The sequence below is a fragment of the Micromonospora sp. CPCC 205554 genome, from assembly GCF_036902745.1.
GTDB lineage: Bacteria > Actinomycetota > Actinomycetes > Mycobacteriales > Micromonosporaceae > Micromonospora > Micromonospora tulbaghiae.
In genome coordinates this window covers 137,110-163,210 of sequence record NZ_JBAKHP010000010.1, presented here as the reverse complement: position 1 = coordinate 163,210, position 26,101 = coordinate 137,110, and the positions used below count along the sequence as shown (strand labels likewise).

Here is a 26,101-nt window from a genome sequence, read left to right as displayed (position 1 = left end):
ACCGGCCGTCCTCCCCCGTGTCCGCCGTACGGGTCAGACCTTGGCCTTGCCCAGGATGCGGTTCACTGTTGTGCCGCACACCGGGCACTTGCCCTTGGCCATGTTCATGCCGGTCTTCGAGACCTCCACGTGTCCCTCGAAGTCCCGCTTCTCCTTGCACTTCACGCAGTAACCGTTGTAGGTCTGGGCCTGGTCGGCCACGGTAGCCTCCTCGTCTCGTCCGCCGGAGGTGTCCCGGCGGGTCTCCCTGCGGCGGCCCACACGTGGCCCGGCGCCGGGGGGTTCTCCACGGTCAGTCACCTGACCGTGGTTGGCGGACCCTACCCAGGTCTGGGCGGTTCCATGTCAGCTGTACGCCGACTCTGTGAGCAAGTCGACGTCGAGAGTGTGCATGCCGAGTAACGTCGGATAAGTCAGTTTCGCGCGGACACGCCGGATGAATGCACCCAGATCCGCTTCGCGCGGCCCCGCCGACTGTCACTCGTCGTAGATCACTTAACGTGAACAGGGGCGGTCAGGTGATGGTCAGCTACCGTCGCAAAGAATTTTTTCCGGACTCCTGACAACCAACCGCCACTTTCCGGGCGCGTGTCGTCGTGTTGACTCTTGCGGAGTCCTGGTCAGTACGCATTAGCTTTCCATCGTGACAGTCAACCGAGGCTGCGCGGACCGGTAATGGCCGTGACGCGGAAGCCCGTCGTCGAGGTGCGGCGCAGCCAGCGTCGGCGGCGCACGGTGTCCGCGTACCGGGACGGGGAGCGCGTCGTCGTGCTGATCCCCGACCAGTTCTCCCGGGCCGAGGAGAGCGAGTGGGTCGACCGGATGCTCGCCCGGCTCGCCGCCCGCGAGGGCCGGCTGGCCCGCTCGGACGCCGAACTGCTCGCCCGTGCCGCCCGCCTGATCGACCTCTACCTGACCGAATACGGGTCGGCCGCCGCGCCTGCGAGCGTCCGCTGGGTGACCAACCAGAACGGCCGCTGGGGCTCCTGCACGCCCGCCGACCGCACCATCCGGATCTCGCACCGGGTCCAGGACATGCCCGACTGGGTGATCGACTACGTGTTGCTGCACGAGCTGGCGCACCTCATCGTGCCCAGCCACAACGCGGAGTTCTGGGCGCTGGTCGCCCGCTACCCGAGGTCGGAACGTGCCCGCGGCTACCTGGAGGGCGTCGCGGCCACCGCCGCCATCCCCTGACCCCCCCGCCGCCCGTCGCCCACCGCGCGCCGCCCACCGCGCGCCGCCCGTCGCGGTCGATCATGAAGTTGGCCCGGCGTTTCGTCCACTTCGTCACCGCCAACTTCATGATCGACCGCGGGCCCGCGCGGGGGTGGGGTTAGGGTCGGCGAATGTCGCGACGTGTGGTGGTGGCGCTGCTCGGCCCGGTGACCTGGTCGCCGCCCGGAATCGATCCGGCGCGATGGCGTACCGCGCTCGCCGAGGACGTGGTCGACCTGCTGGCCACGCTGAAGGAGGTGGAGACCGCGGTGGCGGTCACCGCCCGGGACCGGTGGCTGGCCGACGCGGTGGTCTGGCCCGGCACCCAGGTGTACGAGGTGCCCGAGCCGACGCCGAACGCGGTGTTCGCGGCGCTGGCCGGTGAGTCGTCAGGGCAGGAGCCCGCGGCGACTCCGGGCCGGGCGGCGGTCACCGGTGACCGGGCGGCCCGCTACGACCAGGTGGCGGTGGTGGTGGCCGACGCGCCGGACGTGCCCGGGCTGACGCTCGGCAAGCTGCTTCGCCCGCTCACCACCCGGCCGGTGGCGGTGGCCCCGGTCGAGGGGAGCGGAACCGGGCTGCTGGGGGTGGCGGCGCGGCTGCCCGTACCGGCCTGGCTGCCGGCGTTGGACCTGGACACGACAGCGCCGGCCGAGGTGCGGCGGGCGGCACCGAGCCCGGGCGACGTGGCGGTCACCGCCGGCTGGCACCGCATGCGCGGCCCGGCCGACCTGGCCGCGCTCGATCCCGCCGTCGAAGGCTGGGAGGCCACCCGAGCCCTACTCTCCGGCCGCCCCGTCTGACCCTCGCCGCCTCCGCGCCGGACGCCCGCGCTCTGCCGCCCGACTCGCCGATCTTGGAGTTGTGGCGCCCAGGATGTCCCGACTGCGGCTTCCGCGAGGTGCCACAACTCCAAGATCGACGGGTTGAGGCGGGGCGGCGAGGCAGGGCGGCGTGGCGGGAGCCGGGAGAACGCGGACGGGGCCCGCACGGTTCAACGTGCGGGCCCCGTCCGGCGTGGGTGTCAGCGCTTGTCGTCGTCCTCGCCGGGGGACTTCTCCTCGGGTGCGCCCGGGGCGGAGAAGTCGAAGTTCGCCAGCTCGTCGTCGAGATCGGTGCTCGTCGTGGCGAACGCCTCGGGTGCCGCGAAGTCGTCGTCGGAGGGCAGCAGGTCCGGGTGGCCCCAGACCGCGTCCCGCCCGGCGATGCCGCGGTGCTCGGTCAGCGCCGCCCACAGCACCGTCGCCTCACGCAGGCGGCGGGGCCGCAGTTCGAGTCCGACGAGCGCGGCGAACGTCTGCTCCGCCGGGCCACCGGCGGCGCGGCGGCGGCGGAACGCCTCGCCGAGGCGTACGACGTTGGGCAGGCGGTCACCGGCGGCGCTGTCGACGACGTGGCAGACCCAGCCCTCGACCAGGGCGAGTACGGTCTCCAGCCGGGCCAGTGACGCCTTCTGCGCGGGCGTGTCCTCGGGCGTGAAGATGCCCTCCAGCGCGATCGCCTGCATCGACTCCGGGTCGGTCGGGTCGACCCGGCCCATCGCCTCCTCGATCGCCTCCCGGTTGACCCGGATGCCCGCGGCGTAGTTCTCCACAGCGGTCAGGACGTGCCCGCGCAGCCACGGCACGTGCTGGAACAGCCGCTGGTGGGCGGCCTCGCGCAGGGCCACGTAGAGGCGTACCTCGTCCTCGGGCAGCTCCAGGCCCTCGCCGTACACCTTGATGTTGGCGGGGACGAGCGCGGCGGTGCCGGCGGGGCCGAGCGGCAGGCCGATGTCACCGGCGGAGAGCACCTCGGCGGCGAGTGAGCCGAGCGCCTGGCCGAGCTGGCCGCCGAAGAGGGCGCCGCCGAGCGTGGCGACCATCGACTGCATCGGGCCGAGCTGGGCGCGGGCCTCCGGCGGCACCAGGTCGCCCATCGCGCCGACCATCCGGCTGGCCACCGGGTCGCAGAGCTTGCGCCACACGTCGAGCGTCTTGAAGATCCACTCGTTGCGGTTCCAGGCGACCGAGGTGCGGATGCCGGAGGGCCACGAGGTCGCCGGCTCCAGCCAGAGGTCGGCGATGCGCAGCGCCTCCTCGACCGCGTTGCGTTCGAACGGCGACACCGCCGGGTCGCCGGCGGCGGCGAGCTGGCTGGCGGCTACCTGCCGGGCGAGGTCCCAGTTGACCGGCCCGCTGCCCGGCGCCGAGAGCAGGTGCTGCAACTGCGACATGAACTGCTGCATCGCCGCGGGATCGTTGGGGTCTGGTGGTTGACCACCCGGGAGCGCGAAGCCGAACGGAATATCAGGCACGACCTCTACGGTACGCGGGCCCCGCCGCAGGTCGCGCCACTCGGCGTTGCGCTGAGGGCGAAGTCCGCCGGTCACCGCGCCGGACGGCCGGGTGCGGATCGGTACGCTCTGGCCCATGAGACGTCGCGGCGTGACCGTCCTGCTCGGTGCCCTGCTCACCGCCCTGCTCAGCGTCGGCGTGCTGAGCGTCCCGCTGCCGTACGTGGTGCTCGGCCCCGGTCCGACGGTGAACACGCTGGGCAGCGAGGACGGCAAGGAGGTCATCCAGGTGACCGGCCGCGCGACGTCCACCTCCGCCGGTCAGTTGCGGCTCACCACAGTCGGTGTGCAGCCGACGGTGCGGCTGCGGTCGGCACTGGCCGGCTGGTTCTCCTCGGACGAGGCGGTGGTGCCGCGGGAGCTGGTCTACCCGCCGGGGGAGTCGCAGGAGGAGGTCGAGAAGCGCAACGCGGAGGACTTCCAGAACTCGCAGACCAGCGCCGAGACGGCGGCGCTGCGCGAGCTGGGCTACCCGATCAAGGTGCTGGTCAAGGCGGTCACGCCGGGCGGCCCGTCGGCCGGCGTGCTGCGGCCCGACGACGTGGTCACAGCGGTCGACGGGGTGCCGGTGACGAGCGCGGCGAAGCTCACCGAGCTGATCCGGGCGAAGCCGGCGGGCACCGCGCTGACGATCGGCTACACCCGGGGCGACACCCCGGGTACGGCCACCGTGACCAGTCGTGAGCAGGACGGCCGGCCGCGGATCGGCGTGGAGATCGACCAGCAGCAGCCGCACCCGTTCACCCTCAAGATCGACCTGGGTGACATCGGCGGGCCGAGCGCCGGGCTGATGTTCTCGCTCGGCATCATCGACAAGCTGGAGCCGGCCGATCTCACCGGCGGGAAGATCATCGCCGGTACCGGCACCATCGACGACGAGGGTCGCGTCGGCCCGATCGGCGGTATCGCGCAGAAGCTCGTCGGCGCGAAGGACGCGGGCGCGAAGGCGTTCCTGGTGCCCGCCGACAACTGCGCCGAGGCGGTGCGCAACCCGCAGCCGGGCCTGCCTCTGCTGAAGGTCGCCACGCTGGACGAGGCATTGACGGCACTCGAGACGCTGCGCGCCGGGGGACAGCCGACGCGCTGCTGAGGCGGGCCGTGCGGCGGCCGGCGGGCGGATCGTGACGTGACCTTGACCCGACGTGCTCAGGAACACCCCGTACTCTTGGTGCCTGGTCGGAGCCGATCACATCGAGCGTGCGGAGCCAACAGTGGTCATGCGTAGCAGTCCCTTACCGAGGATGAGCCGGCGCGGACGCGTCACCATCGGTGTCCTGATCGGGGTGTTCATCTTGTTCACCCTCCTCGGGTGGGGCGTCAACGCCTGGACCGACTGGCTCTGGTTCGACGAGGTCCGCTACACCCAGGTCTTCACCGGCGTGCTCGCCACCCGGCTGCTGTTGTTCCTGGTGGTCGGCGCCGGCATGGCGCTGCTCGTCGGCGGCAACCTCTGGCTGGCCCACCGGTTGCGGCCCAAGATGCGTCCGCACTCGGCCGAGCAGGCCACCCTGGAGCGCTACCGGATGCTGCTGAGCCCGCGGCTCGGCACCTGGATCGCGCTCGCCGCCGCCGTCGTCGGGCTGTTCGCCGGCCTCTCCGCGCAGAGCCGCTGGGGCCAGTGGCTGCTGTTCCGCAACGGCGGCGACTTCGGCGTGAAGGATCCGGAGTTCGGCGTCGACGTCGGCTTCTACGTCTTCCAGCTCCCGTTCTGGCGCTACGTGCTCGGCGTCGGCTTCACCGCCGTGGTGCTGTCGCTGCTCGGCGCGCTCGCGGTGCACTACATCTTCGGCGGCGTGCGCCTCCAGGGCGTCGGCGACCGGATGACGAACGCCGCCCGCGCCCACCTCAGCTCGCTGGTCGCCGTGTTCGTGCTGCTCAAGGCCGTCGCCTACGTGCTCGACCGGCGGGCCATGCTGCTGGAGTACAACGAGGGCGCCAAGCTCTACGGCGCCGGCTACGCCGACGTGAACGCGCTGCTCCCGGCGAAGGAGATCCTCGCCTGGATCTCCGTCCTGGTGGCGCTGGCGATCATCGTGTTCTCCAACGCGGTCATGCGGAACCTGGTCTGGCCGGGCATCTCGCTCGCCCTGCTGGGCGTCTCCGCGGTCGCGATCGGCGGCATCTACCCGTGGGCCGTGCAGACCTTCGAGGTCAAGCCGAGCGCCCGGGACAAGGAGGCGCCGTACATCGAACGCAGCATCAAGGCCACCAGGTCCGCGTTCGGTCTCGACGGCACGAAGACCACGCCGTACGCGGCCAGCAACCTCGTTCCACCCGCCAGCCTCGCCACCGACACCTCCGTGGTGTCGAACATCCGGCTGCTCGACCCGCAGCTCGTCTCCGAGACGTACACGCAGCTCCAGCAGGTCCGTGGCTTCTACGACTTCGGCTCGAAGCTGGACATCGACAGGTACTCGGTCAAGGACAAGACCTCCGACTACGTGGTCGGCGTCCGTGAGATCAACTACGGCGAGCTGACCGACCAGCAGAGCAACTGGATCAACCGCCACACCGTCTACACCCACGGGTACGGCCTGGTCGCCGCCCCGGCGAACCAGGTGGTCTGCGGCGGCCAGCCGTACTTCGTCTCCGGCTACCTCGGCGAGAAGGCGCAGGAGGCGTGCTCCTCGCCGACCGAGGAGATCCCGGCCCAGCAGCCGCGGATCTACTACGGCGAGCGGATGGAGGCGAGTGACTACGCGATCGTCGGGCAGAACGGCGACCGCAACGTCGAGTTCGACCGGCCCACCTCCACCGGCGGTGAGCAGTACTACACCTACACCGGCGAGGGCGGCGTCAAGATCGGCTCGTTCCCGCGCCGGCTGCTCTACGCGATCAAGGAGCAGGAGTCGAACTTCCTGCTCTCCGAGGCGGTCAACGAGAACTCGAAGCTGCTGTACGTGCGCAACCCGCGCGACCGGGTGGAGAAGGTCGCGCCGTTCCTCACGCTCGACGGCGACCCGTACCCGGCGGTGGTCAACGGGCGCGTCCTGTGGATCATCGACGGCTACACCACCGCGGCGACCTACCCGTACGCCGAGCGGGTCAACCTCCAGGCCGAGACCGCCGACGAGCTGACCGGCCGGGGCACGTTCCAGCTCGCCCGGGAGAACGTCAACTACATCCGCAACTCGGTGAAGGCGACAGTCGACGCGTACGACGGCACGGTCAAGCTCTACTCGTACGACGACACCGACCCGGTGCTCAAGGCGTGGAACAAGGCGTTCGGCGGCGACGTGGTGCTGCCCAAGGGCGACATCCCGGCCGAGCTGGCCGAGCACTTCCGCTACCCGGCCGACCTGTTCAAGGTGCAGCGCAACCTGCTGACCAAGTTCCACGTCACGGACCCCGGCGACTTCTACTCCGGCCAGGACTTCTGGCAGGTGCCGAACGTGCCGGACGCGCCGGACAGCGGGCAGAAGCAGCCGCCGTACTACCTGTTCACCCAGTTCCCCGGGCAGGACGGGCCACGCTTCCAGCTGACCTCCGCGGTCACCCCGAACGGGCGGCAGAACCTCGCCGCGCTGGTCTCCGGGTCGTACGTCGACGGGCAGCCGAAGCTGGAGGTGCTGGAGCTGCCGGACCAGACCCGGATCTCCGGGCCGACGCAGGTGCACCAGCAGATGACCAACAACGGCGACATCCGGCAGCAGCTCAACCTGCTCTCGTCCAACCAGGCGCAGGTGCAGTACGGCAATCTGCTCTCGCTCCCGTTCGCCGACGGCATGCTCTACGTCGAGCCGGTGTACGTGAAGAGCAGCAGCCAGGACGCGTACCCGCTGTTGCAGAAGGTGCTGCTCTCCTACGGTGACGGCGGCTCGTACGTGGTGCTCGCGAACAACCTGAACGACGGCATCAAGCAGCTCGTCGAGCAGGGCAAGCGGGCGCCGAACAACAACCCGCCGCCCAGCACCGACGACAACCCCACCCCGCCGCCGACAGAGGGCGACAACAACAACACGCCGCCGCCGATGAGCGGGGAGCTGGCCCAGGCCGCCGCCCGGGTGCAGACCGCGATCGCCGAGGTCAAGGCCGCGCAGACGTCCGGCGACTTCGAGCGGTACGGGCGTGCGCTGAAGGCGCTGGACGAGGCGATGAGCGCGTTCCAGCAGGCGCAGGCCGCGGCCGGCGGCTCGGGCAACCCGGCGCCGTCGGGCAGCGTCTCGCCACCGGCGCCGACGTCGCCCGCGCCGACACCCGGCGGCTGACGCCGAGCTGACACCAGGAGCCCGTGGTCCGGGACCGCAACGGTCACCCGGACCACGGGCTCTGTGTCGTCAAGCGGACTCCCCGGCCGCAACCCCGCACCCCGCCGCGCCGTCAACAGTGCAGGTGAACATGTGGGGGGGCGGGAGGGCACATGCGTGACGCGGACAGCTTCGACGACTTCTACCGCAGCACGTCGCGACGGGCCGTCCGGTACGGGTACGCGGTGGCGGGCGACCCGGCCGAGGCCCAGGATCTCGTGCAGGAGGCGTACGCCCGGGCCTGGCGGCAGTGGGCGAGGCTCGCCGGCCATCCCGCGCCGGAGGCGTGGCTGCGGCTGGTGATCAGCCGGCTGGCGACCGACCGGTTCCGGCGGCTGCGCGGATGGCGCCTCGCGGCCAGCCGCACCGGCCCGCCACCCGACGTCGGGCCGCCCGGCGAGGACACCGTGCTGCTGGTCGCGGCGCTGCGGCAGCTCCCGCCCCGGCACCGGCAGGCGCTCGCCCTGCACTACCTGTTCGACCTGCCGGTGGAGGAGATCGCCCGCGAGGCCGGCGTGCCTGCCGGCACGGTGAAGTCCTGGTTGTCCCGGGGACGGGCCCGGCTGGCCGAGCTGTTGCCCGGCGTCGCCGCCGAGGAGCTGGAGGTCAACGATGTCGCGTGAACTGCACCGCTACTACCGGTCCCTCGCCGCGGACACCGACGAGCGGGTGCTGCCGGCACCGGACCGGCTGCGCCGTAGCGCCGACCGCTGGGCCCGGCGCCGCGCCGCGCTCACCGTCCTGGCGGCCGCCGGGCTGGTCGCGGGCACGGTGGCCGGGAGCCAACTGGTGCTCGCCGCCGGGTCGGGCCCCGATCCGGTTCCACCCCCCGCGGGTACGCCCACCCCGCGGCCGTCGTCCGCCGCGCCCTCGGTCGCGCCGTCGACCGCCACGCCGTCGCCGTCCGTCGGCCGTACCTCCGGCTCGCGGAGCCCGGCCGTGACCACCACGGCTCCGGCCGCGGTGACCCCGACCACGATCCCGGACCGGGCGTTCTTCGTGCTGCCGGCCGCGAACGACGCCGGTACCGGCAACTACTTCGGCCCGGGGCCGGTGCTGCCGGCGCTGTGCGGCGCGACACCCGGTGACGAGCGGGTGGTGGCGCAGCGGGCCCGGTCGCTGCCGTACCGCCGGGCCGGCGCGCCGGCGGACGAGGTGCTGTCCGGCAACTACCGGCACAGCATCACGATCTACCGGTCCGGGGGCGCCGGCGCGGCGCTGGCCGAGCTGCGCGCGGCGGTCCGGGCCTGCCCCGAGCAGCCCGCCCGGGGTACGCCGCCGGTGACGGTGCGGCAGCGTCTGCTGCCCGACACCGGGTACGGCGACGAGTCGGTGCTGTTCGAGACGCGGACGCCGTACCGGGACGCCAACGGCGATCCGAGCGGCGGCGACGAGGTGCACCTGGTGCGCGCGGTGCGCTCCGGTGACGTGGTGACGGTGCTGTGGGAGCAGGGCTGGGAGAGCACCTCGACCCAGCGCGCCCAGTTCGACGCGGACAGCCGCCGGGCGGTCGAGGCGATCCGGCGGTGGCTGGACTGAGTACCCGTTTTGCGCCTCCCCGGGTCGGTGCGCTACGGTTGTCGAGCCGACGCGGGGTGGAGCAGCTCGGTAGCTCGCTGGGCTCATAACCCAGAGGTCGCAGGTTCAAATCCTGTCCCCGCTACTCGTGACGAAGGGCCCCGGAGTTCTCTCCGGGGCCCTTCGCCTTTCCCGCCCGAGGCGCCCCGGAACGGCCGGCGGCGGGATCGGGTACCCGGCTGATCTCCAGGATCGGGGTGCGATAAGCTGTACGAGCCGACGCGGGGTGGAGCAGCTCGGTAGCTCGCTGGGCTCATAACCCAGAGGTCGCAGGTTCAAATCCTGTCCCCGCTACTCGTGACGAAGGCCCCGGAGTTCTCTCCGGGGCCTTCGTCGTGTCCGGCGACATCCTTCCCGTCCGCCGTGCCCCGGTTGCGGGTCTCGGCGAGGATGGGAGGCATGTCTGCATGGAACAAGTGGTGGGGCCGCCTGGGCGCGGTCCTCGGTACGGTCGTGCTCTCGGTCTTCGTGCCGGTCGCGGCCTGGGCGTCGTCGGGCACCGGCGAGATCGTGGTGGAGGCGGCGCGCCGGCGCTCCCGTGGCGGGTTCGGCATCCTCGGGCTGCTCTGCTGCCTCGTGGTGGTCGGCGGCATCGTGCTGCTGGTGGTGCTGCTCACCCGCAACCGCCGCAACCGCCCCCCGCGCTGACACCCGCACCCACCCCGCCCACGCCGAGAGGGCGAGCGGGTGGGGTGGGTCAGCCGGCCAGGGCGGCGTTGGCCTGGGCCATGAAGCGGGAGGTCGCGGTGCGGGCACCGGCCCGCTTGCCGCGGATGCTCTCGGCCGCCTCGATCAGCAGCGTGCGCACCGCGGCGTGCCCCTTGGGCGGCGGCGCGGGTGACGGGCCGGCCAGGTCGTCCAGCTCGGCGCCGAGCGCTGCGATGCGCTTCTCGGCCCGGCCGGTCACCTCCGCGGCCACGAACGAGCGCACCTGCTTGCTGGCGTTCAGGCCGCGCTCGACGCCGAGGAGCCGGCCGGCGGCCACGTTCGTGGTCAGGAAGTCGAGCACGTCCACCACCGCCTCCGGGTGGCGGGTGCCCCGGAAACCGGCCCAGTACATCGACGCGCGCGGCCACTGGGCGGCGGGCGTACCCGGGAAGGCGACCGCGCCCAGCTCGTCGTCGGTCAGGCTCTGCAACTCGGGCAGCTGGTGCGACCAGGCGAAGGACGCCGCGGTATGCCCGGTGACCACGAGCTGGCGGGCCAGCTCGCCGCTGTCGGCCTGCTCGACCAGGGCGGCGCTCGGTGTGGCCCGGTCGAAGCGCGCCACCTCCCAGAACTCGAACCAGGCGAGCAGTTCGGCGGAACTGAAGCCGAGCTGCCGCCCCTGGTACAGCTCGCTGCCCTGGCCGCGCAGCCAGAGCCAGAACGCCCGGTAGTCGCCGGAGGCGTCCATGGTGCCCGCCACCCGGTTGCCGGAGGCGCGCGTGACGCGGGCGGCCCAGGTCACGTACTCCTTCCAGGACATCCCGGTACGCGGCTCGGGCTGGCCCAGCCGGCGCAGCAGCCGGCGGTTGAACACCAGCGCCGCGCTCGTCTGCGCGGCCGGTACGCCCACCGTGCGCTCGTCCACCCGGCCGTAGCGGGCCAGCTGCTCCGGCACCTCGCGCAGGTCGAGCCGCTCGTCGGCGACGTACCGGGTGAGGTCGAGCAGGATGTCCCGGCCGGCGTACTCGGCGAGCACTGTGTCGTCGATCTGGAACAGGTCCGGCGCGTTCCCGCCGGTGGCCTGGGTGGCGATCCGGTCGTAGTAGCCGCCCAGCCCCTGCCAGGTGACCCGGAAGCTGACCCGGGGGTTCTGCTGCGAGTACAGCCGCAGCGCCTGTTCGGTGGCCGCGGCCCGGCGTGCGCCGCCCCACCAGAAGACGGACAGCTCGATCGGCCCGTCGTCCGCGGCCACCTCCTCCGGGCTGCACCCGGTGAGCAGCGGCAGCGCGCCGGCGGCGAGCGGCAGCCCGGTGAGCGCGCCGAGGAACCGTCGCCGGTCGAGGCCGGGACGGGGTACGGACTGCGGAGCGCGCACGGGTCTCTCTCCGAAGGTGGGGTGGACGGATCATTTCACCGGCCCCCGGCCGGGTGTCAACGCCGGGCGGGACGGCTGGTGGGCGCGCCCGGCGGCGCGCGCCGGTCATGGTGTACTAGCGCCGTGGAACTTCTGCACTCGGGCAAGGTCCGGGACGTCTACGCCGACGGCGAGGACCTGATCCTGGTCGCCACGGACCGCGTCTCCATCTACGACGTGGTGCTGCCGACCCCGATCCCGGACAAGGGCCGCCTGCTCACGGCGCTGTCGCTGTGGTGGTTCGACCAGCTGTCCGACCTGGTGCCGAACCATGTGATCTCCGCGACGGACGTGCCGGCGGAGTTCGCCGGCCGGGCGATCCGCTGCCGGCGGCTGGACATGGTGCCGGTCGAGTGCGTGGCCCGGGGCTACCTGACCGGCGGCGGCTTCGCGGAGTACCAGCGCACCGGCTCGGTCTCCGGGGTGCCGCTGCCCCGCGGCCTGGTCGAGGCGTCGATCCTGCCCGAGCCGATCTTCACGCCGTCGACCAAGGCGCCCAAGGGCGAGCACGACGAGCCGATCACGTACGAGCAGGTGGTCGACAAGGTCGGGCCGGAGACCGCCGAACGGCTGCGGCAGATCACAGTCGACGTCTACCGGCGCGGCGCGGAGATCGCCGCCGAGCGGGGCATCCTGATCGCGGACACGAAGCTGGAGCTGGGCTGGGCGGCGGACGGCACGCTGGTCCTCGGTGACGAGGTGCTCACCTCCGACTCGTCCCGGTTCTGGCCGGCCGAGTCGTACCAGCCGGGCCGCGCGCAGTTCTCCTACGACAAGCAGTACGTGCGGGACTGGGCCACGTCGAGCGGCTGGGACAAGCAGCCGCCCGCGCCGGAGGTGCCGGCCGAGGTGATCGAGGCGACCCGGGCCCGCTACGTCGAGGTGTACGAGAAGCTCACCGGCAACAGCTGGGACTGACGCTCAGTCGACCCAGTCGAGCGTGCGCCGGACGGCCTTGTGCCACTGGCGCAGCTCGCGCTCCCGGTGCGCCGGATCCATCGTCGACTCCCACTGCGCGTCCGAGCGCCACTTCTCGCGCAGCGTGGCCAGGTCGGGCCAGAACCCGACGGCCAGGCCGGCGGCGTACGCGGCGCCGAGGCACGTCGTCTCGGTGATCCGGGACCGCACGACCGGCACGTCCAGCACGTCGGCGAGGAACTGCATGAGCAGCTCGTTGCCGGTCATCCCGCCGTCGACCCGCAACCGGCGCAGCGCCACGTCGGAGTCGGCGTTCATCGCGTCCACCACCTCGCGGGTCTGGAACGCGGACGCCTCCAGCACCGCGCGGGCCAGGTGCCCCTTCGTGATGTAGCCGGTCAGCCCGGCGATCACGCCCCGGGCGTCGCTGCGCCAGTGCGGGGCGAACAGGCCGGAGAAGGCCGGCACCACGTAGCAGCCACCGTTGTCGTCGACGGTGCGGGCCAGCTCCTCGACCTCCGGGGCGGTGGAGATCAGGCCGAGGTTGTCGCGCAGCCACTGCACCAGCGAACCGGTGACCGCGATGGCGCCCTCCAGCGCGTACACGGCGGGCTGGCCCTCGATCCGGTACGCCACGGTGGTGAGCAGGCCGTGCCGCGACGGCACCGGGCTGGCACCGGTGTTGAGCAGCAGGAAGCTGCCGGTGCCGTAGGTGCACTTGGCCTCACCGGGCTGGAAGCAGGTCTGCCCGAACAGGGCCGCCTGCTGGTCGCCGAGCGCGCTCGCCACCGGCACCCCGGCCAGCACCCCCTGGGCGGTGCCGTACACCTCGGCCGAGCTGCGGATCTCGGGCAGCACGGCGGCCGGGATCCGCAGCGCGTCGAGCAGCTCCGGGGCCCAGTCGAGCGTCTCCAGGTCCATCAGCATGGTGCGGCTGGCGTTCGTCACGTCGGTGACGTGCCGGCCGGTCAGCTTCCAGATCAGCCAGCTGTCCATGGTGCCGAACAGCACCTCGCCGCGTTCGGCCCGCTCGCGCAGCCCGTCGACGTGGTCGAGCAGCCAGCGCAGCTTCGGGCCGGCGAAGTAGGTGGCCGGGGTCAGGCCGGTGCGGGTCCGCAGCCGCTCCTCGTCGTACGTCCCGGTCAGCTCGCGCAGCAGCGGTCCGGTGCGGGTGTCCTGCCAGACGATCGCGTTCGCCACCGGGCGGCCGGTCTCCCGGTCCCACACCACAGTGGTCTCGCGCTGGTTGGTGATGCCCACCGCGGCGAGCATCTCGGTGCCGATGTCGGCGCTCGCCAGCGCCTCGCGCACCACGTGCTCGACGTTCGTCCAGATCTCCTCGGCGTCGTGCTCGACCCAGCCGGGCCGGGGGAAGACCTGCCGGTGCTCGCGCTGGGCCACGGCGACGATCTCGCCGGCCCGGTCGAAGACGATGCAGCGCGAGGACGTGGTGCCCTGGTCGATGGCGGCGACGAACTCTGCGGTCACGGCAGCACCGTACCCGCCGCGAGCGTCCACCGTCTCCCTCCGGCGGCCCGTACGATCATCAGACGTGCGTGACATTGCCGTGTTCAGCGGGTCGGCCCATCCCGACCTCGCCGCCGAGATCTGCGCCCACCTCCACGTCCCGCTGCACCCGGTACGGGTGTCCCGGTTCGCCAACGACTGCCTGGAGGTGCAGTTGCAGGCGAACTGCCGGGAGCGCGACGTCTTCCTCATCCAGCCGCTGGTGCCGCCGGTGCAGGAGCACCTGGTCGAGCTGCTGCTCATGATCGACGCGGCCCGGGGTGCGTCGGCCGCGCGGATCACCGTGGTGCTGCCGCACTACGCGTACGCGCGGTCGGACAAGAAGGACGCGCCGCGCATCTCCATCGGTGGCCGGCTCGTCGCCGACCTGCTCACCTCCGCGGGCGCGGACCGGGTGCTGGCCATGACGCTGCACTCGCCGCAGGTGCACGGCTTCTTCAGCGTCCCGGTGGACCACCTGCACGCGCTGCGCGAGCTGGCCGCCCACTTCAAGGGGTACGACCTGAGCAACGCGGTGGTGGTCTCGCCGGACCTGGGCAACGCCAAGGAGGCCGCCGCGTTCGCCCGGATGCTCGGTACGCCGGTGGCGGCCGGCGCGAAGCAGCGTTTCAGCGACGACCGGGTGCAGATCAGCACGATCATCGGTGACGTGGCGGACCGGGACGTGATCGTGCTGGACGACGAGATCGCCAAGGGCAGCACCGTGATCGAGCTGATCTCGCACCTGCGCGAGCGGCGGGTCCGCTCGATCCGGCTGGCCTGTACGCACGGCCTGTTCTCCAGCGGGGCGCTGGAGCGGCTGAGCGCGCAGGAGGGCGTCCTGGAGATCGTCTGCACGAACACGGTGCCGATCCCGGCGGAGAAGCGGGTGCCGAAGCTGGAGGTGCTGTCGGTGGCGCCGGCGCTGGCCGAGGCGATGCGGCGGATCCACAACGGGGAGTCGGTGAGCGCCCTGTTCGCCTGACCGGGCGGGTCAGCCGTCCCGCGGGCCGGTGGCGGGCTGGCGGGTGGCGAGCGCGGCGGTGATCCGGACGACGGTGCCGGCGTCGCCGCTCTCCACCTCCATCGCGTCGCTCAGCTCCCGGGCCAGCCAGAGGCCCCAGCCGCCGGCGGTGTCCGGCGCGGGCCGGTCGCGGTCGCGCAGCCGCCGTTCGCTGATCCCGGGCCCGTGGTCGGCGACCTCGCAGACCAGTTCGCCGTTGCGCTCCCAGAGCCGGAGCCAGCCCTGCCCGCCGCCGTGCCGGACCGCGTTGGTGATCAGCTCGTTGACCGCCAGCACGAAGTCGTCCAGCCGTTGGCCGGACAGGCCCGACCCGTGCGCGCAGGAGGTGACCGAGTGCCGCAGCCCGGTCACCTGCGCCTGGTCGAAGGCCGTGGCGAGAAGCAGGGAAGGTTCGATGGGCACAACCGTACGCGGTGCGGGGAGCTCTGCATCTGTCATGACCCCGTCCCGACGATGGCTCTCGACGACTTTCGCGGCATTTCCACCGTACGTCAGGGTTTCTCGAGCCGCACCGCCCGGGGTGCCCTGGACCCGCTGTGACAAGGTGACGCACATGCCGTCGTCCTCCGGCCTCGAGGGCCCCTTCTGGCGATCGATCGCGGTGTTCCGCTTCGCCGCGCTCGCGTACGTCGGGCTGGTCGTGCTGCGCGACGCGGACCGCTACGCGCACCCGGTCGCCGCGGGCGGTGTCCTGCTGGCGATGCTGGCGTGGAGCGGCGTGACGGCGGCCGGTTACGGCCGTCCGGCCGGGCGGCGCTGGCCACTGCTCCTGGCCGACCTCGGCGTGGTGCTGGCGATCATCCTGGTCACGCCCTGGGTGGTGGGCCGCGCGGCGCTCGCCGCCGGGGTGCCGATGCTGACCGCCGCCTGGCTGGCCGGGCCGGTGCTCGCCTGGGCGGTCTCCGGCGGGCGGCGGCGCGGCACGGTGGCCGCGCTGGTGCTCGGCGGCGCCGACCTCGCCACCCGGGAGCGGATCAGCCCGTCCGCGCTGACCGGGGCGATCCTGATGCTGCTGGCGGGCGTGGTGGTCGGGCACGTGGCGCGGCTGGCGGTGGAGGCGGAGGAGCGGTTGCAGCGGGCGGTGGAGCTGGAGGCGGCCACCCGGGAGCGGGAACGGCTGGCCCGCGACATCCACGACTCGGTGCTCCAGGTGCTCGCGCTGGTCCGGCGGCGCGGCGCGGACCTGGACGGCGAGGCGGCCGAGCTGGCCCGGCTGGCCGGCGAGCAGGAGGCGGCGCTGCGGGCGCTGATCGGCCGGGCGGGCGCGTCGCCGGATCCGGCCGGTGGCGAGCAGGACCTGCGCGACCTGATCGACAGGTACGCCTCGGCCACCGTCGTGGTGTCCGCGCCCGCCACACCCGTGCCGCTGCCGGCGCGGGCCGCCGGTGAGCTGGGCGCGGCGGTCGGCGCGGCGCTCGACAACGTGGCCCGGCACGCCGGTGGGCGGGCCTGGGTGCTGATCGAGGACGAGGAGGAGACGGTGACCGTCTCGGTACGCGACGAGGGACCGGGCATCCCGGAGGGGCGGCTGGCGGAGGCCGCCGCGCAGGGGCGGCTCGGGGTGGCGCAGTCCATCCGGGGCCGGGTGGCGGACCTGGGCGGCGAGGTGCGGATCGTGTCCGCGCCCGGCGCCGGCACCGAGATCGAGCTGGTCGTGCCGAGGAGCCGCGGGTGAGCATCCGGGTGATGGTGGTCGACGACCACCCGATGTGGCGTGAGGGCGTGGCCCGTGACCTCACCGAGGCCGGTCACCAGGTGGTGGCGACCAGCGGGGAGGGACGGCAGGCGGTACGGGTGGCCGCGGCGGCCCGCCCCGACCTGGTCGTGCTCGACCTCCAGCTGCCGGACATCTCCGGCGTCGAGGTGATCCGGGGGCTGCGCGCCGCGCTGCCCGACGTGCGGGTGCTCATGCTCTCGGCCAGCGGCGAGCCGCAGGGCGTGCTCGACGCGGTCAAGGCCGGCGCCACCGGCTACCTGACCAAGTCGGCCGCACCGGCGGAGTTCCTGGACGCGGTGCGCCGCACGGCGGCCGGCGAGCCGGTGTTCACGCCGGGTCTGGCCGGGCTGGTGCTGGGGGAGTACCGGCGGCTGGCCGCGACGCCGCCCGCCCCGCACGACGAGGCACCCCGGCTCACCGAACGGGAGACCGAGGTGCTGCGTCTGGTCGCCAAGGGGCTGTCCTACAAGCAGATCGCCGACCGGCTGGGCCTGTCCCACCGGACCGTGCAGAACCACGTGCAGAACACCCTGGGCAAGCTCCAGTTGCACAACCGGGTCGAGCTGACCCGGTACGCCATCGAGCGGGGCCTGGACGACTGAGCGGTCAGCGCGCCTCCGGCGGCCGGGTCTCGTGCACCGCCAGCTCCTCCGCGCTGGCCCCGCCACCGGCCGCGCCGGCGTCGTAGGCGACGTTGTCGGTCTCCTGGTCGGTGTGCGCGCCCTCGTCCGGCTCGACCAGCCGGCCCACCTGGTGGTCGGCGACGGTGCCGAGCTGGCCGTGGTCGTACACCGACACCGGGGAGTCCGGGTCCGAGACCGGGCCCGGGTCGATCACGTCGGCGTCGAGCTGGGCCTGCGCGGCGGCCTCCTCGCTGTCCGCCTCGGCGGCGATGTCCGGGTCGACCGGGCCGGCGAGCGGATCGTCGGCGGGGCGCTCGTACTGCTCGCGCTGGAGCTTGTAGTCCAGCGACTCGCCGTCGAGCTGCTCCTCCGCCGTGGTGCCGAACTGGTCCACGGCGACCGGCGTGCGGTCACCGGGGAGCTGGGCCGGCTCGGGGCCGTCCGCCTCGCGCCCGGTCAGCACGTCGTCGTTGGCGGTGGAGTCGTCGTCGGCGGTGTCGGGCAGACCCTCCGCCTCGGGATCGGACACGGGGGTGGGGTACTCGTCGTCGCGCATGCTCGGGAACTACCCACTGCGCTCCCCGCCCTAACCGCGACCGGCCGGGTGGATCGGGAGCAACGGTGCGAAACGGCACCTCAGTTGCGGAACGCCGCCTCGTCCTCGGCGTGCAGCACGCACCACACCACCTTGCCATCGGGCAGCGCCGTGCTGCCCCAGCGCCGGGCCACCGTGTCGATGAGCAGCAGCCCTCGCCCGCCCACCGAGTCCACCGGCGCCGGACCGCCGTACGCGGGCCGCCCGGTCGAGTGGTCCCGCACGGCCACGTGCAGCGCGCCGCCGCGCGGGGCCAGCCGGAGCGTCATCGGCGTGACGGCGTGCGCGACCACGTTGTTGACCATCTCGGTGACCGCGATGCAGGCCGGCTCGGTCAGCTCCGGCAACCCCCACCTGACGCACCCGCCGGTGACCAGCACCCGTGCCTCGCGGGCCGCCTCGACCACCGGGGACAGCTCGGCGTCGAGCGGCTCGGGCGGCGCGTCCGGCGGCGGTCCGTCCGGATCGAGCAGGAGTTCGGCGGCCGGCCAGTCGGCGACCGCCCGGCGGACCTCGTCCAGCGCGTCGCGTGCCAGCGGATCGGGGATCCGCACCCCGGACAGGTCCACCAGCAGCACCCCGGGGCGCTGCCAGAGCCGGGCGAGCAGGGCGTCCCGTACGGCCTGCACCTCGGAGCGGTCGAGCACCCCGGTCAGCCGGACCGTCGGGGACGAGTCGTCGGCCTCCACCAGGCAACGCGCATCCGTCGGCATGATCGCCCCATTGTGCACGTCGGTCCGCGCCCGCGCACCGGTCCGGTCGACGGGACTCACGGCCGGGCACCCCGGGACCGTCGGCTGATCGCCGCCACCGTGCCGACAGCGGTACCGGCGGCCAGCCCGACCGCCGCCGTCAGCCGCAGCACCTGGCCGCGCCGGCCGGACCACCCGTCGGTCCGCTCCGCCGCCGAGTCCGGCGTGAACACGGCGCCGGTGGAGTCGGTGCGTACGCCGGGGCCGAACTGGGTGCGCGCCGTGTACCAGCCCAGCACCCGCTCGGCCAGCGCCGGGGCGAGCCGCCACTGGAGCCCGATCAGCCGGGCCGCGCCGCCCGCGTACGCCTCGCGCCGGGGCCGCCGCAGCAGCTTGACGATCGTCTCGGCGACCATCTCCGGCGGGTACACCGGCGGCGGCGGGGTCAGCTCCCGGCCGGAGTGGTTGGCCGCGTGCCGGAAGAACGGCGTGTCGATGGTGGCGGGCAGCACGGTGCAGATCGAGATGTTCTCCCGGCCGGTCACCCGCAGCTCCTGCCGTACCGTGTCGGCCAGCCCGCGGATCGCGTGCTTGGTCGCGTTGTACGCCGACTGGTACGGCATCGCCACCTCGGCCAGCACCGAGGCGTTGTTGACCAGCACGCCGCCGCCGGCAGCGGTCAGCCACGGCAGCGCCGCGCGTGTCCCGTACACGGCCCCCAGCAGGTTCACGTCCACCACCCGGCGGAACTCGGCCACCGGGATCTCGTCGAACAGCCCCACGGTGCCCACGGCGGCGTTGTTGATCCAGGCGTCGATCCGGCCGAACTCGGCCACCGCCCGCGCCGCGAGCTGCTCCACCGCCTCCGGGTCGGTCACGTCGGTGGGTACGACCAGGGCCCGCCCGCCCAGTTCCCGGCAGTACGCCGCGACCCGGCGCAGCGCGGACTCGGTACGGGCGGCCAGCACCACGTCGGCACCTCGGCGGGCCAGCGCGTACGCGGTTGCCGCGCCGATCCCGCTGGAGGCGCCGGTGATGACGACTGTGGCGTCGGAGAGGCTGCGGGTCAGCGGCATTCCCCGTCGGTACCCCGGCGTCGGGCCGTCATGCCGACCGTTTTCGACGGTGATCGGGTTCGGTCGGCTGTCCCGTCCGCGGGACGCCCTGGCCGGGTGACCCCGATCTGTCAGGTTTGGGCGCACCGGAGCTGGGTTAATGGGACGCTCTGACCGGAGACCCCGCTCGCGAGAACGCATGGAGGTGCACCATGCGCGTCGGCCTTGTATGCGCGCACGCCGGCTCGTCCACCGACGGTCCCACCGTCGGGACGCAGGAGCACATTGCGCGCGTGGCGGCGGAACTCGCCGCCCGGGGCCATGACGTCCGCGTCTACGAGCGCCGTGCCGCGTCCGCCCAGCCCGCCCTGACCGAACTCGACGGCTACCGGGTGGAACGTGTCCCGGTCGGCCCGCCCGACATGCTCTCCACCGCCGAGCTGGTGCCGTTCGTCGCCGAGTACGGCCGCTGGCTGGCCGGGCAGTGGGCCGGGGACTGGACCCCCGACGTGGTGCACGGGCACTACTGGGTCGGCGGCCTGGCCGCCGCCCACGCGGTACGCGCCACCGACATCCCGGTGGTGCAGACGTTCCACTCGCTCGGCGTGGAGCAGTTGCGTCACCTCGGCCGTGAGTACGGCGGGCCGGGGGAGCGCATCCCGCTGGAGCGGGCACTGACCCGGGCGGTGGACGTCGCGGTGGCCCAGTCCAACGACGAGGTCGACGAGCTGACCCGGATGGGCCTGCAACGCACCTCGGTGGCGATGGTGCCGACCGGCGTGGACACCGGCCAGTTCCACCCGGACGGCGAGGCGGCGCCCCGGGACCAGCGGCCCCGGATCCTCTCCGTCGGCGGGCTCGCGCCCGGCCACGGCCAGGACGACCTGATCCGGGCGTTGCGGCTGGTCGGTGACGCGGAGCTGGTGATCGCCGGCGGCCCGCCGGCCGAACGGCTCGACGGGCACGCCGAGGCGCGCCGGCTGCGCGAGCTGGCCGAACGCGCGGGCGTGGCGGAGCAGGTGAAACTGGTCGGCGCGGTGCCGCACGACCAGATGGCCACCTGGTACCGCTCCGCAGACGTGGTGGCCTGCACGCCGCACTACGCATCGGCCGGGCGGGTGTCGCTGGAGGCGATGGCCTGCGGCGTGCCGGTGGTCGGCTACGCCATGGGCGGCATCGCGGACGCGGTGGTGGACGAGGTGACCGGCAAACTGGTGCCGCCGGGTGACGTGCGCACGCTCGGGGTCACGCTGCGCCGGCTGCTGTCGGACAACGCCGGGCGGTTCGCGTACGGGCACGCCGCTGTGGACCGGGTCCGGTGCAGCTACACCTGGGAACGTACCGCCGCCGCCCTGGAGCGCCTCTACGAGCGGGTGATCGGACGCCGCCGCCCGGCCACCCCGATCGAGCCGACGCCGGTCGAGGTGACGCCGCCGGTCGAGGTGGTCGTCTCCGAACGCGGGCCGGTCGAGGCCGCCTGAACCGGCACCATCCCGGCGCCCACGATCGCCTTCTGGCGGGCGCTCGCGTGGTGGTGCTGCGGTTCGGCGTACCGGGTCAGGCCGACCACCGCCGCGAGTGTCACCAGGAAGCCGAGCCCGGCCAGCCACTCCCGGCCGGGCCAGATCTTGTCGTTGAGCAGCAGCAGGCCGACGATCGCCGCGGGTACCGCGCCGGCGGCGTCCATCGCGGCCACCGCCGCCGTGGTCGACCCGCGCTGCATGGCCAGCCCGAGCAGCAGCTGGCCGATCACCGAGTGGACGATCAGCAGGTACAGCAGCGGGTCGCGGACGAACGCCTCCACCGATCCGGCCGAGGCGAGCGGCCGGGCCGCCACCGCCGCGGCGGAGAACGCCATCCCGGCCAGTGAGCCGAGCACCACCGACCCGAGCGCGCCGTGCAACCGGGCGGCGAAGAAGCCGGAGGCGGCTATCGCCACCACCGCCACCGCCAGGCCGACCAGCCCGGCGGTGCCGAGCTGTCGCGACGGCGCCGGCTGGGCGGAGAGCACGAGCGCGGTGATGCCGGCGAACAGCAGCACCAGCAGGGCCACCTCGGCGGCGGGCAGCCGCCACTTGAGCACCAGCACGCCGAGGACGGCGGTCACCCCGAGCCCGGCCGCCACGCTGGCCTGGACCAGGAACAACGGCAGGTCACGGCGGGCCAGGAAGGCCAGCACGAAGCCGACGACCTGGCAGGTCAGGCCGATCAGGTACGTCCGGTGCCCGGCGAGGCGCAGCAGCAGCCCGGGATCGAACGTGTGGTGCACCGTGGTCCGCGCGGCCGCGACCGACTGGAGGAGGTTGGCGAAGCCGTACGCGATGATCATCGCTGCCAGGAAGCACCAACCGGAGGAAACCACCTGGCGAGGATAGAGGCTCTTCCCGGGTCAGCGCTCGGCTGGACGGCCGAGCCGGGCCAGGATGTCGTCGTGCAGCGCCCCGTTGCTGGCCACGGCGCTGATGTCGGCGGAGTCGGCGCCGGCCGGGGCGGGCCGCCCGGCCAGGTCGGTGATCCGGCCGCCCGCCTCGGTGACGATCGGCACCAGCGCGGCGATGTCCCACAGCGACAGCTCCGGCTCCACCATCACGTCCAGCGCCCCCTCGGCCAGCAGCATGTAGCCGTAGAAGTCGCCGTACGCGCGGCTGCGCCAGGTGTCGCGCATGAGCTGGAGCACCGCGTCCAGCCGGCCGGCCTGCTCCCATCCGGTCAGCGACGAGTAGCAGAAGCTCGCGTCGCCGAGCGCTGTCACGCCGGAGACCCGGATCGGCGTGCCGTCCGCCGGGCCGGTGCCGGCGAACGCGCCCGCGCCGAGCGCGCCCCACCAGCGGCGGCCCAGCGCCGGCGCGGAGACCAGGCCGAGCACCGGCCGGTCGTGCTCCAGCAGCGCGACCAGCGTGGCCCAGACCGGTACGCCCCGGACGAAGTTCTTCGTGGCGTCGATCGGGTCGATCACCCAGCGTCGCCCGTCGGGGCCGGCGGGCGGCTGCTCGCCGTACTCCTCACCGAGCAGGCCGTCACCGGGACGATGCGCGGCCAGCAGCGCACGGATCTCCCGCTCCACAGCGGTGTCCGCGTCGGAGACCGGGGTCAGGTCCGGCTTCGACTCGACGCGCAGGTCGAGCGCGCGGAACCGGGCCGAGGAGACGGCGTCCGCGGCGTCGGCGAGCAGGTGGGCGAGGGCGAGGTCGTCGGCGTACCCGGTCATGACGGACACGCTAGTTGCGGCGGCCCGGCCGGCGACGGCGGGTCGCCGCCGGTCCGCCGGTCAGGAACCGGCGAGCGGGTCGCCGGGGTTGCGCTCCGGCTCGCGCGGGTCGCCCTCGCCGCTGCGCGAGGCCAGCAACCGGCGGTACGAGGCGAGCCGGCGCGCGTCCGCCTTCCCGGCGGCCACCCAGGCGTCGAGCGCGCAGTCCGCCTCGTCGGCCGTGTGCGGGCAGTTGGCCGGGCAGTCGACTGTCGCCTCGACCAGGTCGGGGAAGCCGTGCAGCAGGCTCTCGGCGGACACGTGCGCCAGCCCGAAGCTGCGTACCCCGGGGGTGTCGACGATCCAGCCGGTGTCGCCGCCGGGCTCGGCGGGCAGGCGCAGCGCCACCGCGCTGGTCGAGGTGTGCCGGCCCCGGCCGATCGCGCTGACCGTGCCCACCGCCCGTTCGGCGTCCGGGACGAGGCGGTTGACCAGCGTCGACTTGCCCACCCCGGAGTGACCCACCATCACCGAGACCCGGCCGGCGAGCAGCGCCCGCAGCGCGGCCAGGTCGGAGTCCGGGCGGATCAGCACGTACGGCAGCTCCAGCTCGGTGTAGTAGCCGAGCACCGCCTCCGGGCCGGCCAGGTCGGCCTTGGTGAGGCAGAGCAGCGGCTCGATGTCGGCGTCGTACGCGGCCACCAGGCAGCGGTCGATGAACCCGGTACGCGGCGGCGGGTCGGCGAGCGCGCTGACGATCACCAGCTGGTCGGCGTTCGCCACCACGACCCGCTCCAGCCGGCCCTCGGCGGTGGTCTCGTCGTCGTCGGCGGTACGCCGCAGCACCGAGGTCCGCTCGGCGATGCGCACGATGCGGGCCAGCGCGCCCGGCGCACCGGAGGTGTCTCCGACCAGCCCCACCCGGTCGCCCACCACCACCGACTTGCGTCCCAGCTCGCGGGCGCGCATGGCGGTCACGAGCGGCGCGTCCGGCCCGGCCCCGGACAGCACGCAGGTGTAGCGGCCCCGGTCGACGGCGATGACGAAGCCCTCGACGGCGTCGGCGTGGCGGGGCCGGGTGCGCGTTCGTGGGCGCGACGACCGGCCCGGCCGGACCCGGACGTCGTCCTCGTCGTACTCGCGCCGCTTCGTCGCCAGGACGTCCCCCGCTCTCAGTTCTTGCCGGTCACCATCCCCGACCATAGTGCCGGGAACTCCGGCATGGTCTTGGAGGTGCACGCCACGTCGTCGACCTCGATGCCGGGGACGGCCAGCCCGGCCACCGCCGCCGCGTGCGCCATCCGGTGGTCGGCGTACGTGCGGAACGTCCCGCCGCGCAGCGGGCGGGGCCGGATGTCCAGCCCGTCACGGGTCTCGGTGATGTCCGCGCCGAGCGCGGTGAACTCCTTCGCCAGCGCGGTGACCCGGTCGGTCTCGTGGCCGCGGATGTGGCCGATGCCGGTGAGCCGGGACGGCCCGTCGGCGAGCAGCGTGAGCGCGGTCAGCACCGGGGTCAGCTCGCCGACGTCGGAGAGGTCGGCGTCGAGCCCGCGCACCGTGCCGGTGCCCCGCACGGTCAGGCCGTCCGTGCCGAGGCTCACCTCGCCGCCCATCCGGTGCAGCAGCTCGCGGAGCCGCTCGACCGGCTGGAGGCTGCTGCGCGGCCAGCCCTGCAGCGTCACCTCACCGCCGGTGACCAGGGCGGCGGCGAAGAACGGCGCGGCGCCGGACAGGTCCGGCTCGATCTCCCAGCCGCGCCCGGACAGCGGGCCCGGCTCGACCGTCCAGACGTCGGGCGTGGTGTCGTCGACGGCGGCACCGGCCGCGCGCAGCATCTGCACGGTCATCCGCAGGTGCGGCGCGGACGGCACCGGCGGCCCCTCGTGCCGGACCACCACGCCCCGGTCGAAGCGCGGCGCGGCGAGCAGCAGCCCGGAGACGAGCTGGCTGGACGCGGAGGCGTCGATCACCACGTCGCCGCCGGTGACCCGGCCCGCGCCGAGCACGACGAGCGGCAGGCTGCCGGCCGGGGGCGCGTCGATGCGGACGCCGAGCGTGCGCAGCGCGCCGATCAGCGGCCCGAGCGGGCGGGTCCGGGCGTGCGGGTCGCCGTCGAACGTGACCCGCCCGGCGGCCAGCCCGGCCACCGGGGGCAGGAAGCGCATCACGGTGCCGGCCAGGCCGACGTCGACGTGCGCCGGGCCGGCCAGCGGATGGGGACGGACCAGCCAGCGGTCGTCGTCCGAGACGGACATGTGGGCACCCAGCGCGCGCAGGCCACCGGCCATCAGTTCGGTGTCCCGGGCGCGCAGCGGGCGGGCGAGTGTCGACGGCCCCCCGGCGAGCGCGCCGAGCACCAGGGCCCGGGCGGTCATGGACTTGGAACCGGGCAGGCGCAGCGTCGCGGCGACCGGGTCGCTCGCGGTCGGCGCGGTCCACGGCTGCGGCGGACGCGTCGCGGTCGGATTGCTCACCGTTACATTCTGCCAAGCTCACGGGCCGGTGGAACCGTCCGTCGCCGCTGCTCCCGTTGGGCGGGACAGCCGGAACGTCCGGATGCGGCTAGCGTGGGCGCCATGTGCGGGAGGTACGCCACGACGCGGAGCGCCGCCGACCTGAGCGCGATCTTCGAGTCGGCCGACGAGACCGGCGGGGCGGCGCCGGACTACAACGTCGCGCCGACCGACCCGGTGCCGCTGGTCCGGCTCGCCCCGGAGGGGCACCGGCTGCTCTCCCTCGGCCGCTGGGGCCTGCTCCCGCAGTGGTCGCGCAGCGCCGCCGGGGCCGCCCGCATGATCAACGCGCGGGCCGAGACGGTCGCCACCAGCCGGGCGTACGCGCCGTCCTTCGCCCGCCGCCGCTGCCTGGTCCCCGCCGACGGGTGGTACGAGTGGGTCCGCCTCGCCGACGGCGGACGCCAGCCGTACTTCATGACCCCGCGGGACGGCTCGGTCCTGGCGTTCGCCGGCATCTGGTCGGTGTGGGAGTCGGCGGGTGCGGCCCGGCTCACGTTCAGCGTGCTCACCACCGCTGCGGTGGGCGAGCTGGCCGAGGTGCACGACCGGATGCCGCTGCTGCTGTCGCCGGAGCGCTGGGCGGCTTGGCTCGGCCCGGCCGAGGAACCGGCGGGGCTGCTCACGCCGCCGGACGCCGGCCTGCTCGCCGGGCTGGAGATCCGGCCGGTCTCCCGGGCCGTGGGCGACGTCCGTAACGACGGCCCGGAGCTGATCGCCGCGGTGGCCCCGGCGGGTGCCGAGACGGCCGCCGGACCGACGCTGTTCTGATCACGCTCCGCCACATTTGCGTGTACCCGTTTGCCGGGGTTGGGCCGGAAAAGTCGCCCG

25 protein-coding genes and 2 tRNA genes are annotated in these 26,101 nt (G+C 73.6%); 15 read left to right on the top strand and 12 right to left on the bottom strand.

What is annotated here, in order from left to right; translation table 11 throughout:
- Window positions 1-33 precede the first annotated feature (33 nt).
- The gene (locus V6U82_RS16375; RefSeq protein WP_007464795.1) at window positions 34-201 is read right to left on the bottom strand and encodes a DUF5679 domain-containing protein; all 168 of its coding nucleotides are present in this window, start codon (window positions 199-201) and stop codon (window positions 34-36) included.
- A gap of 474 nt (window positions 202-675) precedes the next feature.
- Here V6U82_RS16375 and V6U82_RS16370 point away from each other — a divergent pair, with 474 nt between their 5' ends.
- Both V6U82_RS16370 and V6U82_RS16365 read left to right on the top strand, forming a co-directional pair.
- On the top strand, window positions 676-1,197 hold the full coding sequence (locus V6U82_RS16370) for a M48 metallopeptidase family protein (RefSeq protein ID WP_120573257.1): 522 nt from the start codon (window positions 676-678) through the stop codon (window positions 1,195-1,197).
- A 152-nt stretch (window positions 1,198-1,349) separates the two neighbouring features.
- Window positions 1,350-2,021 carry a hypothetical protein gene (locus V6U82_RS16365; RefSeq protein ID WP_334462080.1) on the top strand — a complete coding sequence of 224 codons (672 nt, stop codon included), beginning with the start codon at window positions 1,350-1,352 and terminating at the stop codon, window positions 2,019-2,021.
- 221 nt (window positions 2,022-2,242) lie between these two features.
- On the opposite strand, the gene V6U82_RS16360 is transcribed toward V6U82_RS16365, so the two are convergent.
- Window positions 2,243-3,514: a zinc-dependent metalloprotease gene (locus V6U82_RS16360; protein ID WP_091423230.1), complete on the bottom strand. Its 1,272-nt coding sequence runs from the start codon at window positions 3,512-3,514 to the stop codon at window positions 2,243-2,245.
- A gap of 115 nt (window positions 3,515-3,629) precedes the next feature.
- Here V6U82_RS16360 and V6U82_RS16355 point away from each other — a divergent pair, with 115 nt between their 5' ends.
- The 7 genes from V6U82_RS16355 (at window position 3,630) to V6U82_RS16325 (ending at window position 10,026) form a co-directional block, all read left to right on the top strand.
- Window positions 3,630-4,643, top strand: coding sequence for a YlbL family protein (locus tag V6U82_RS16355; RefSeq protein ID WP_334462078.1), 1,014 nt, complete (start codon window positions 3,630-3,632; stop codon window positions 4,641-4,643).
- 127 nt (window positions 4,644-4,770) lie between these two features.
- Window positions 4,771-7,761, top strand: a complete 2,991-nt coding sequence (locus V6U82_RS16350; RefSeq protein ID WP_334462076.1) for a UPF0182 family membrane protein — start codon at window positions 4,771-4,773, stop codon at window positions 7,759-7,761.
- A 152-nt stretch (window positions 7,762-7,913) separates the two neighbouring features.
- Window positions 7,914-8,423, top strand: coding sequence for an RNA polymerase sigma factor (locus V6U82_RS16345; protein WP_184974920.1), 510 nt, complete (start codon window positions 7,914-7,916; stop codon window positions 8,421-8,423).
- Entirely contained in the window at window positions 8,413-9,339 is a 927-nt protein-coding gene (locus tag V6U82_RS16340; protein WP_334462069.1) for a hypothetical protein, read from the top strand. The genes V6U82_RS16345 and V6U82_RS16340 overlap by 11 nt, the downstream gene beginning before the upstream one ends.
- 50 nt (window positions 9,340-9,389) lie before the next feature.
- A tRNA-Met gene (locus V6U82_RS16335) sits at window positions 9,390-9,463 on the top strand.
- A gap of 135 nt (window positions 9,464-9,598) precedes the next feature.
- Window positions 9,599-9,672 (top strand) — tRNA-Met (locus tag V6U82_RS16330).
- Window positions 9,673-9,777: 105 nt separating this feature from the next.
- Window positions 9,778-10,026: a hypothetical protein gene (locus V6U82_RS16325; RefSeq protein WP_128138103.1), complete on the top strand. Its 249-nt coding sequence runs from the start codon at window positions 9,778-9,780 to the stop codon at window positions 10,024-10,026.
- Between the two features lie 49 nt (window positions 10,027-10,075).
- On the opposite strand, the gene V6U82_RS16320 is transcribed toward V6U82_RS16325, so the two are convergent.
- On the bottom strand, window positions 10,076-11,401 hold the full coding sequence (locus V6U82_RS16320) for an ABC transporter substrate-binding protein (RefSeq protein WP_128138102.1): 1,326 nt from the start codon (window positions 11,399-11,401) through the stop codon (window positions 10,076-10,078).
- Window positions 11,402-11,524: 123 nt separating this feature from the next.
- Between V6U82_RS16320 and V6U82_RS16315 the strand changes: the two genes are divergently transcribed.
- Window positions 11,525-12,358 carry a phosphoribosylaminoimidazolesuccinocarboxamide synthase gene (locus tag V6U82_RS16315; RefSeq protein WP_128138101.1) on the top strand — a complete coding sequence of 278 codons (834 nt, stop codon included), beginning with the start codon at window positions 11,525-11,527 and terminating at the stop codon, window positions 12,356-12,358.
- Window positions 12,359-12,361: 3 nt separating this feature from the next.
- Here the strand turns inward: V6U82_RS16315 and glpK are convergent, their stop codons facing one another.
- Window positions 12,362-13,846 (bottom strand): glycerol kinase GlpK, encoded by a 1,485-nt coding sequence (gene glpK / locus V6U82_RS16310; protein ID WP_334462064.1) that lies wholly within the window; start codon window positions 13,844-13,846, stop codon window positions 12,362-12,364.
- Window positions 13,847-13,910: 64 nt separating this feature from the next.
- Between glpK and V6U82_RS16305 the strand changes: the two genes are divergently transcribed.
- On the top strand, window positions 13,911-14,849 hold the full coding sequence (locus tag V6U82_RS16305; protein ID WP_334462062.1) for a ribose-phosphate diphosphokinase: 939 nt from the start codon (window positions 13,911-13,913) through the stop codon (window positions 14,847-14,849).
- A gap of 9 nt (window positions 14,850-14,858) precedes the next feature.
- Here V6U82_RS16305 and V6U82_RS16300 read toward each other — a convergent pair whose 3' ends face one another.
- Window positions 14,859-15,326, bottom strand: a complete 468-nt coding sequence (locus V6U82_RS16300) for an ATP-binding protein (protein WP_334462060.1) — start codon at window positions 15,324-15,326, stop codon at window positions 14,859-14,861.
- 115 nt (window positions 15,327-15,441) lie between these two features.
- Between V6U82_RS16300 and macS the strand changes: the two genes are divergently transcribed.
- The gene (gene macS, locus V6U82_RS16295; RefSeq protein WP_334462057.1) at window positions 15,442-16,563 is read left to right on the top strand and encodes a MacS family sensor histidine kinase; all 1,122 of its coding nucleotides are present in this window, start codon (window positions 15,442-15,444) and stop codon (window positions 16,561-16,563) included.
- Between the two features lie 11 nt (window positions 16,564-16,574).
- Entirely contained in the window at window positions 16,575-17,207 is a 633-nt protein-coding gene (locus V6U82_RS16290; protein ID WP_181726793.1) for a response regulator, read from the top strand.
- A gap of 4 nt (window positions 17,208-17,211) precedes the next feature.
- Here V6U82_RS16290 and V6U82_RS16285 read toward each other — a convergent pair whose 3' ends face one another.
- The 3 genes from V6U82_RS16285 to V6U82_RS16275 form a co-directional block, all read right to left on the bottom strand.
- Window positions 17,212-17,784 (bottom strand): DUF5709 domain-containing protein, encoded by a 573-nt coding sequence (locus V6U82_RS16285; protein ID WP_334462055.1) that lies wholly within the window; start codon window positions 17,782-17,784, stop codon window positions 17,212-17,214.
- 80 nt (window positions 17,785-17,864) lie between these two features.
- Window positions 17,865-18,536, bottom strand: a complete 672-nt coding sequence (locus tag V6U82_RS16280; protein WP_334462053.1) for an ATP-binding protein — start codon at window positions 18,534-18,536, stop codon at window positions 17,865-17,867.
- A 56-nt stretch (window positions 18,537-18,592) separates the two neighbouring features.
- Entirely contained in the window at window positions 18,593-19,591 is a 999-nt protein-coding gene (locus V6U82_RS16275; protein WP_334462051.1) for an SDR family oxidoreductase, read from the bottom strand.
- A gap of 191 nt (window positions 19,592-19,782) precedes the next feature.
- Here V6U82_RS16275 and V6U82_RS16270 point away from each other — a divergent pair, with 191 nt between their 5' ends.
- A complete protein-coding gene (locus V6U82_RS16270) occupies window positions 19,783-21,051 on the top strand; it encodes a glycosyltransferase (RefSeq protein ID WP_334462049.1) in 1,269 nt (422 codons plus the stop codon).
- On the opposite strand, the gene V6U82_RS16265 is transcribed toward V6U82_RS16270, so the two are convergent.
- From V6U82_RS16265 to aroA, 4 genes are read right to left on the bottom strand one after another with little or no spacing between them, the layout of a single operon-like run.
- Complete coding sequence (locus V6U82_RS16265; protein ID WP_334462167.1) at window positions 20,934-21,899, bottom strand: hypothetical protein; 966 nt, start codon at window positions 21,897-21,899, stop codon at window positions 20,934-20,936. The genes V6U82_RS16270 and V6U82_RS16265 overlap by 118 nt on opposite strands.
- Before the next feature lie 60 nt (window positions 21,900-21,959).
- Complete coding sequence (hisN, locus tag V6U82_RS16260; RefSeq protein ID WP_334462046.1) at window positions 21,960-22,778, bottom strand: histidinol-phosphatase; 819 nt, start codon at window positions 22,776-22,778, stop codon at window positions 21,960-21,962.
- Window positions 22,779-22,838: 60 nt separating this feature from the next.
- On the bottom strand, window positions 22,839-23,960 hold the full coding sequence (gene rsgA / locus V6U82_RS16255) for a ribosome small subunit-dependent GTPase A (RefSeq protein ID WP_334462044.1): 1,122 nt from the start codon (window positions 23,958-23,960) through the stop codon (window positions 22,839-22,841).
- Window positions 23,930-25,231 carry a 3-phosphoshikimate 1-carboxyvinyltransferase gene (gene aroA, locus V6U82_RS16250; RefSeq protein WP_334462043.1) on the bottom strand — a complete coding sequence of 434 codons (1,302 nt, stop codon included), beginning with the start codon at window positions 25,229-25,231 and terminating at the stop codon, window positions 23,930-23,932. Before aroA ends, rsgA begins: the two co-directional genes overlap by 31 nt.
- A gap of 102 nt (window positions 25,232-25,333) precedes the next feature.
- On the opposite strand from aroA, the gene V6U82_RS16245 reads away from it, so the two are divergent.
- A complete protein-coding gene (locus tag V6U82_RS16245; RefSeq protein ID WP_334462042.1) occupies window positions 25,334-26,041 on the top strand; it encodes an SOS response-associated peptidase in 708 nt (235 codons plus the stop codon).
- The last annotated feature ends 60 nt before the right edge of the window (window positions 26,042-26,101 follow it).

Coding starts and splice junctions, on each gene's coding strand:
- V6U82_RS16325 (WP_128138103.1), top strand. CDS start 9,778: ATGTCTGCATGGAACAAGTGGTGGGGCCGCCTGGGCGCGGTCCTCGGT.
- V6U82_RS16340 (WP_334462069.1), top strand. CDS start 8,413: ATGTCGCGTGAACTGCACCGCTACTACCGGTCCCTCGCCGCGGACACC.
- rsgA (WP_334462044.1), bottom strand. CDS start 23,960: ATGGTCGGGGATGGTGACCGGCAAGAACTGAGAGCGGGGGACGTCCTG.
- V6U82_RS16300 (WP_334462060.1), bottom strand. CDS start 15,326: ATGACAGATGCAGAGCTCCCCGCACCGCGTACGGTTGTGCCCATCGAA.
- V6U82_RS16370 (WP_120573257.1), top strand. CDS start 676: ATGGCCGTGACGCGGAAGCCCGTCGTCGAGGTGCGGCGCAGCCAGCGT.
- V6U82_RS16265 (WP_334462167.1), bottom strand. CDS start 21,899: ATGATCATCGCGTACGGCTTCGCCAACCTCCTCCAGTCGGTCGCGGCC.
- V6U82_RS16350 (WP_334462076.1), top strand. CDS start 4,771: ATGCGTAGCAGTCCCTTACCGAGGATGAGCCGGCGCGGACGCGTCACC.
- hisN (WP_334462046.1), bottom strand. CDS start 22,778: ATGACCGGGTACGCCGACGACCTCGCCCTCGCCCACCTGCTCGCCGAC.
- V6U82_RS16345 (WP_184974920.1), top strand. CDS start 7,914: ATGCGTGACGCGGACAGCTTCGACGACTTCTACCGCAGCACGTCGCGA.
- V6U82_RS16290 (WP_181726793.1), top strand. CDS start 16,575: ATGGTGGTCGACGACCACCCGATGTGGCGTGAGGGCGTGGCCCGTGAC.
- V6U82_RS16270 (WP_334462049.1), top strand. CDS start 19,783: ATGCGCGTCGGCCTTGTATGCGCGCACGCCGGCTCGTCCACCGACGGT.
- V6U82_RS16275 (WP_334462051.1), bottom strand. CDS start 19,591: ATGCCGCTGACCCGCAGCCTCTCCGACGCCACAGTCGTCATCACCGGC.
- V6U82_RS16280 (WP_334462053.1), bottom strand. CDS start 18,536: ATGCCGACGGATGCGCGTTGCCTGGTGGAGGCCGACGACTCGTCCCCG.
- V6U82_RS16355 (WP_334462078.1), top strand. CDS start 3,630: ATGAGACGTCGCGGCGTGACCGTCCTGCTCGGTGCCCTGCTCACCGCC.
- V6U82_RS16245 (WP_334462042.1), top strand. CDS start 25,334: ATGTGCGGGAGGTACGCCACGACGCGGAGCGCCGCCGACCTGAGCGCG.
- macS (WP_334462057.1), top strand. CDS start 15,442: ATGCCGTCGTCCTCCGGCCTCGAGGGCCCCTTCTGGCGATCGATCGCG.
- V6U82_RS16285 (WP_334462055.1), bottom strand. CDS start 17,784: ATGCGCGACGACGAGTACCCCACCCCCGTGTCCGATCCCGAGGCGGAG.
- V6U82_RS16365 (WP_334462080.1), top strand. CDS start 1,350: ATGTCGCGACGTGTGGTGGTGGCGCTGCTCGGCCCGGTGACCTGGTCG.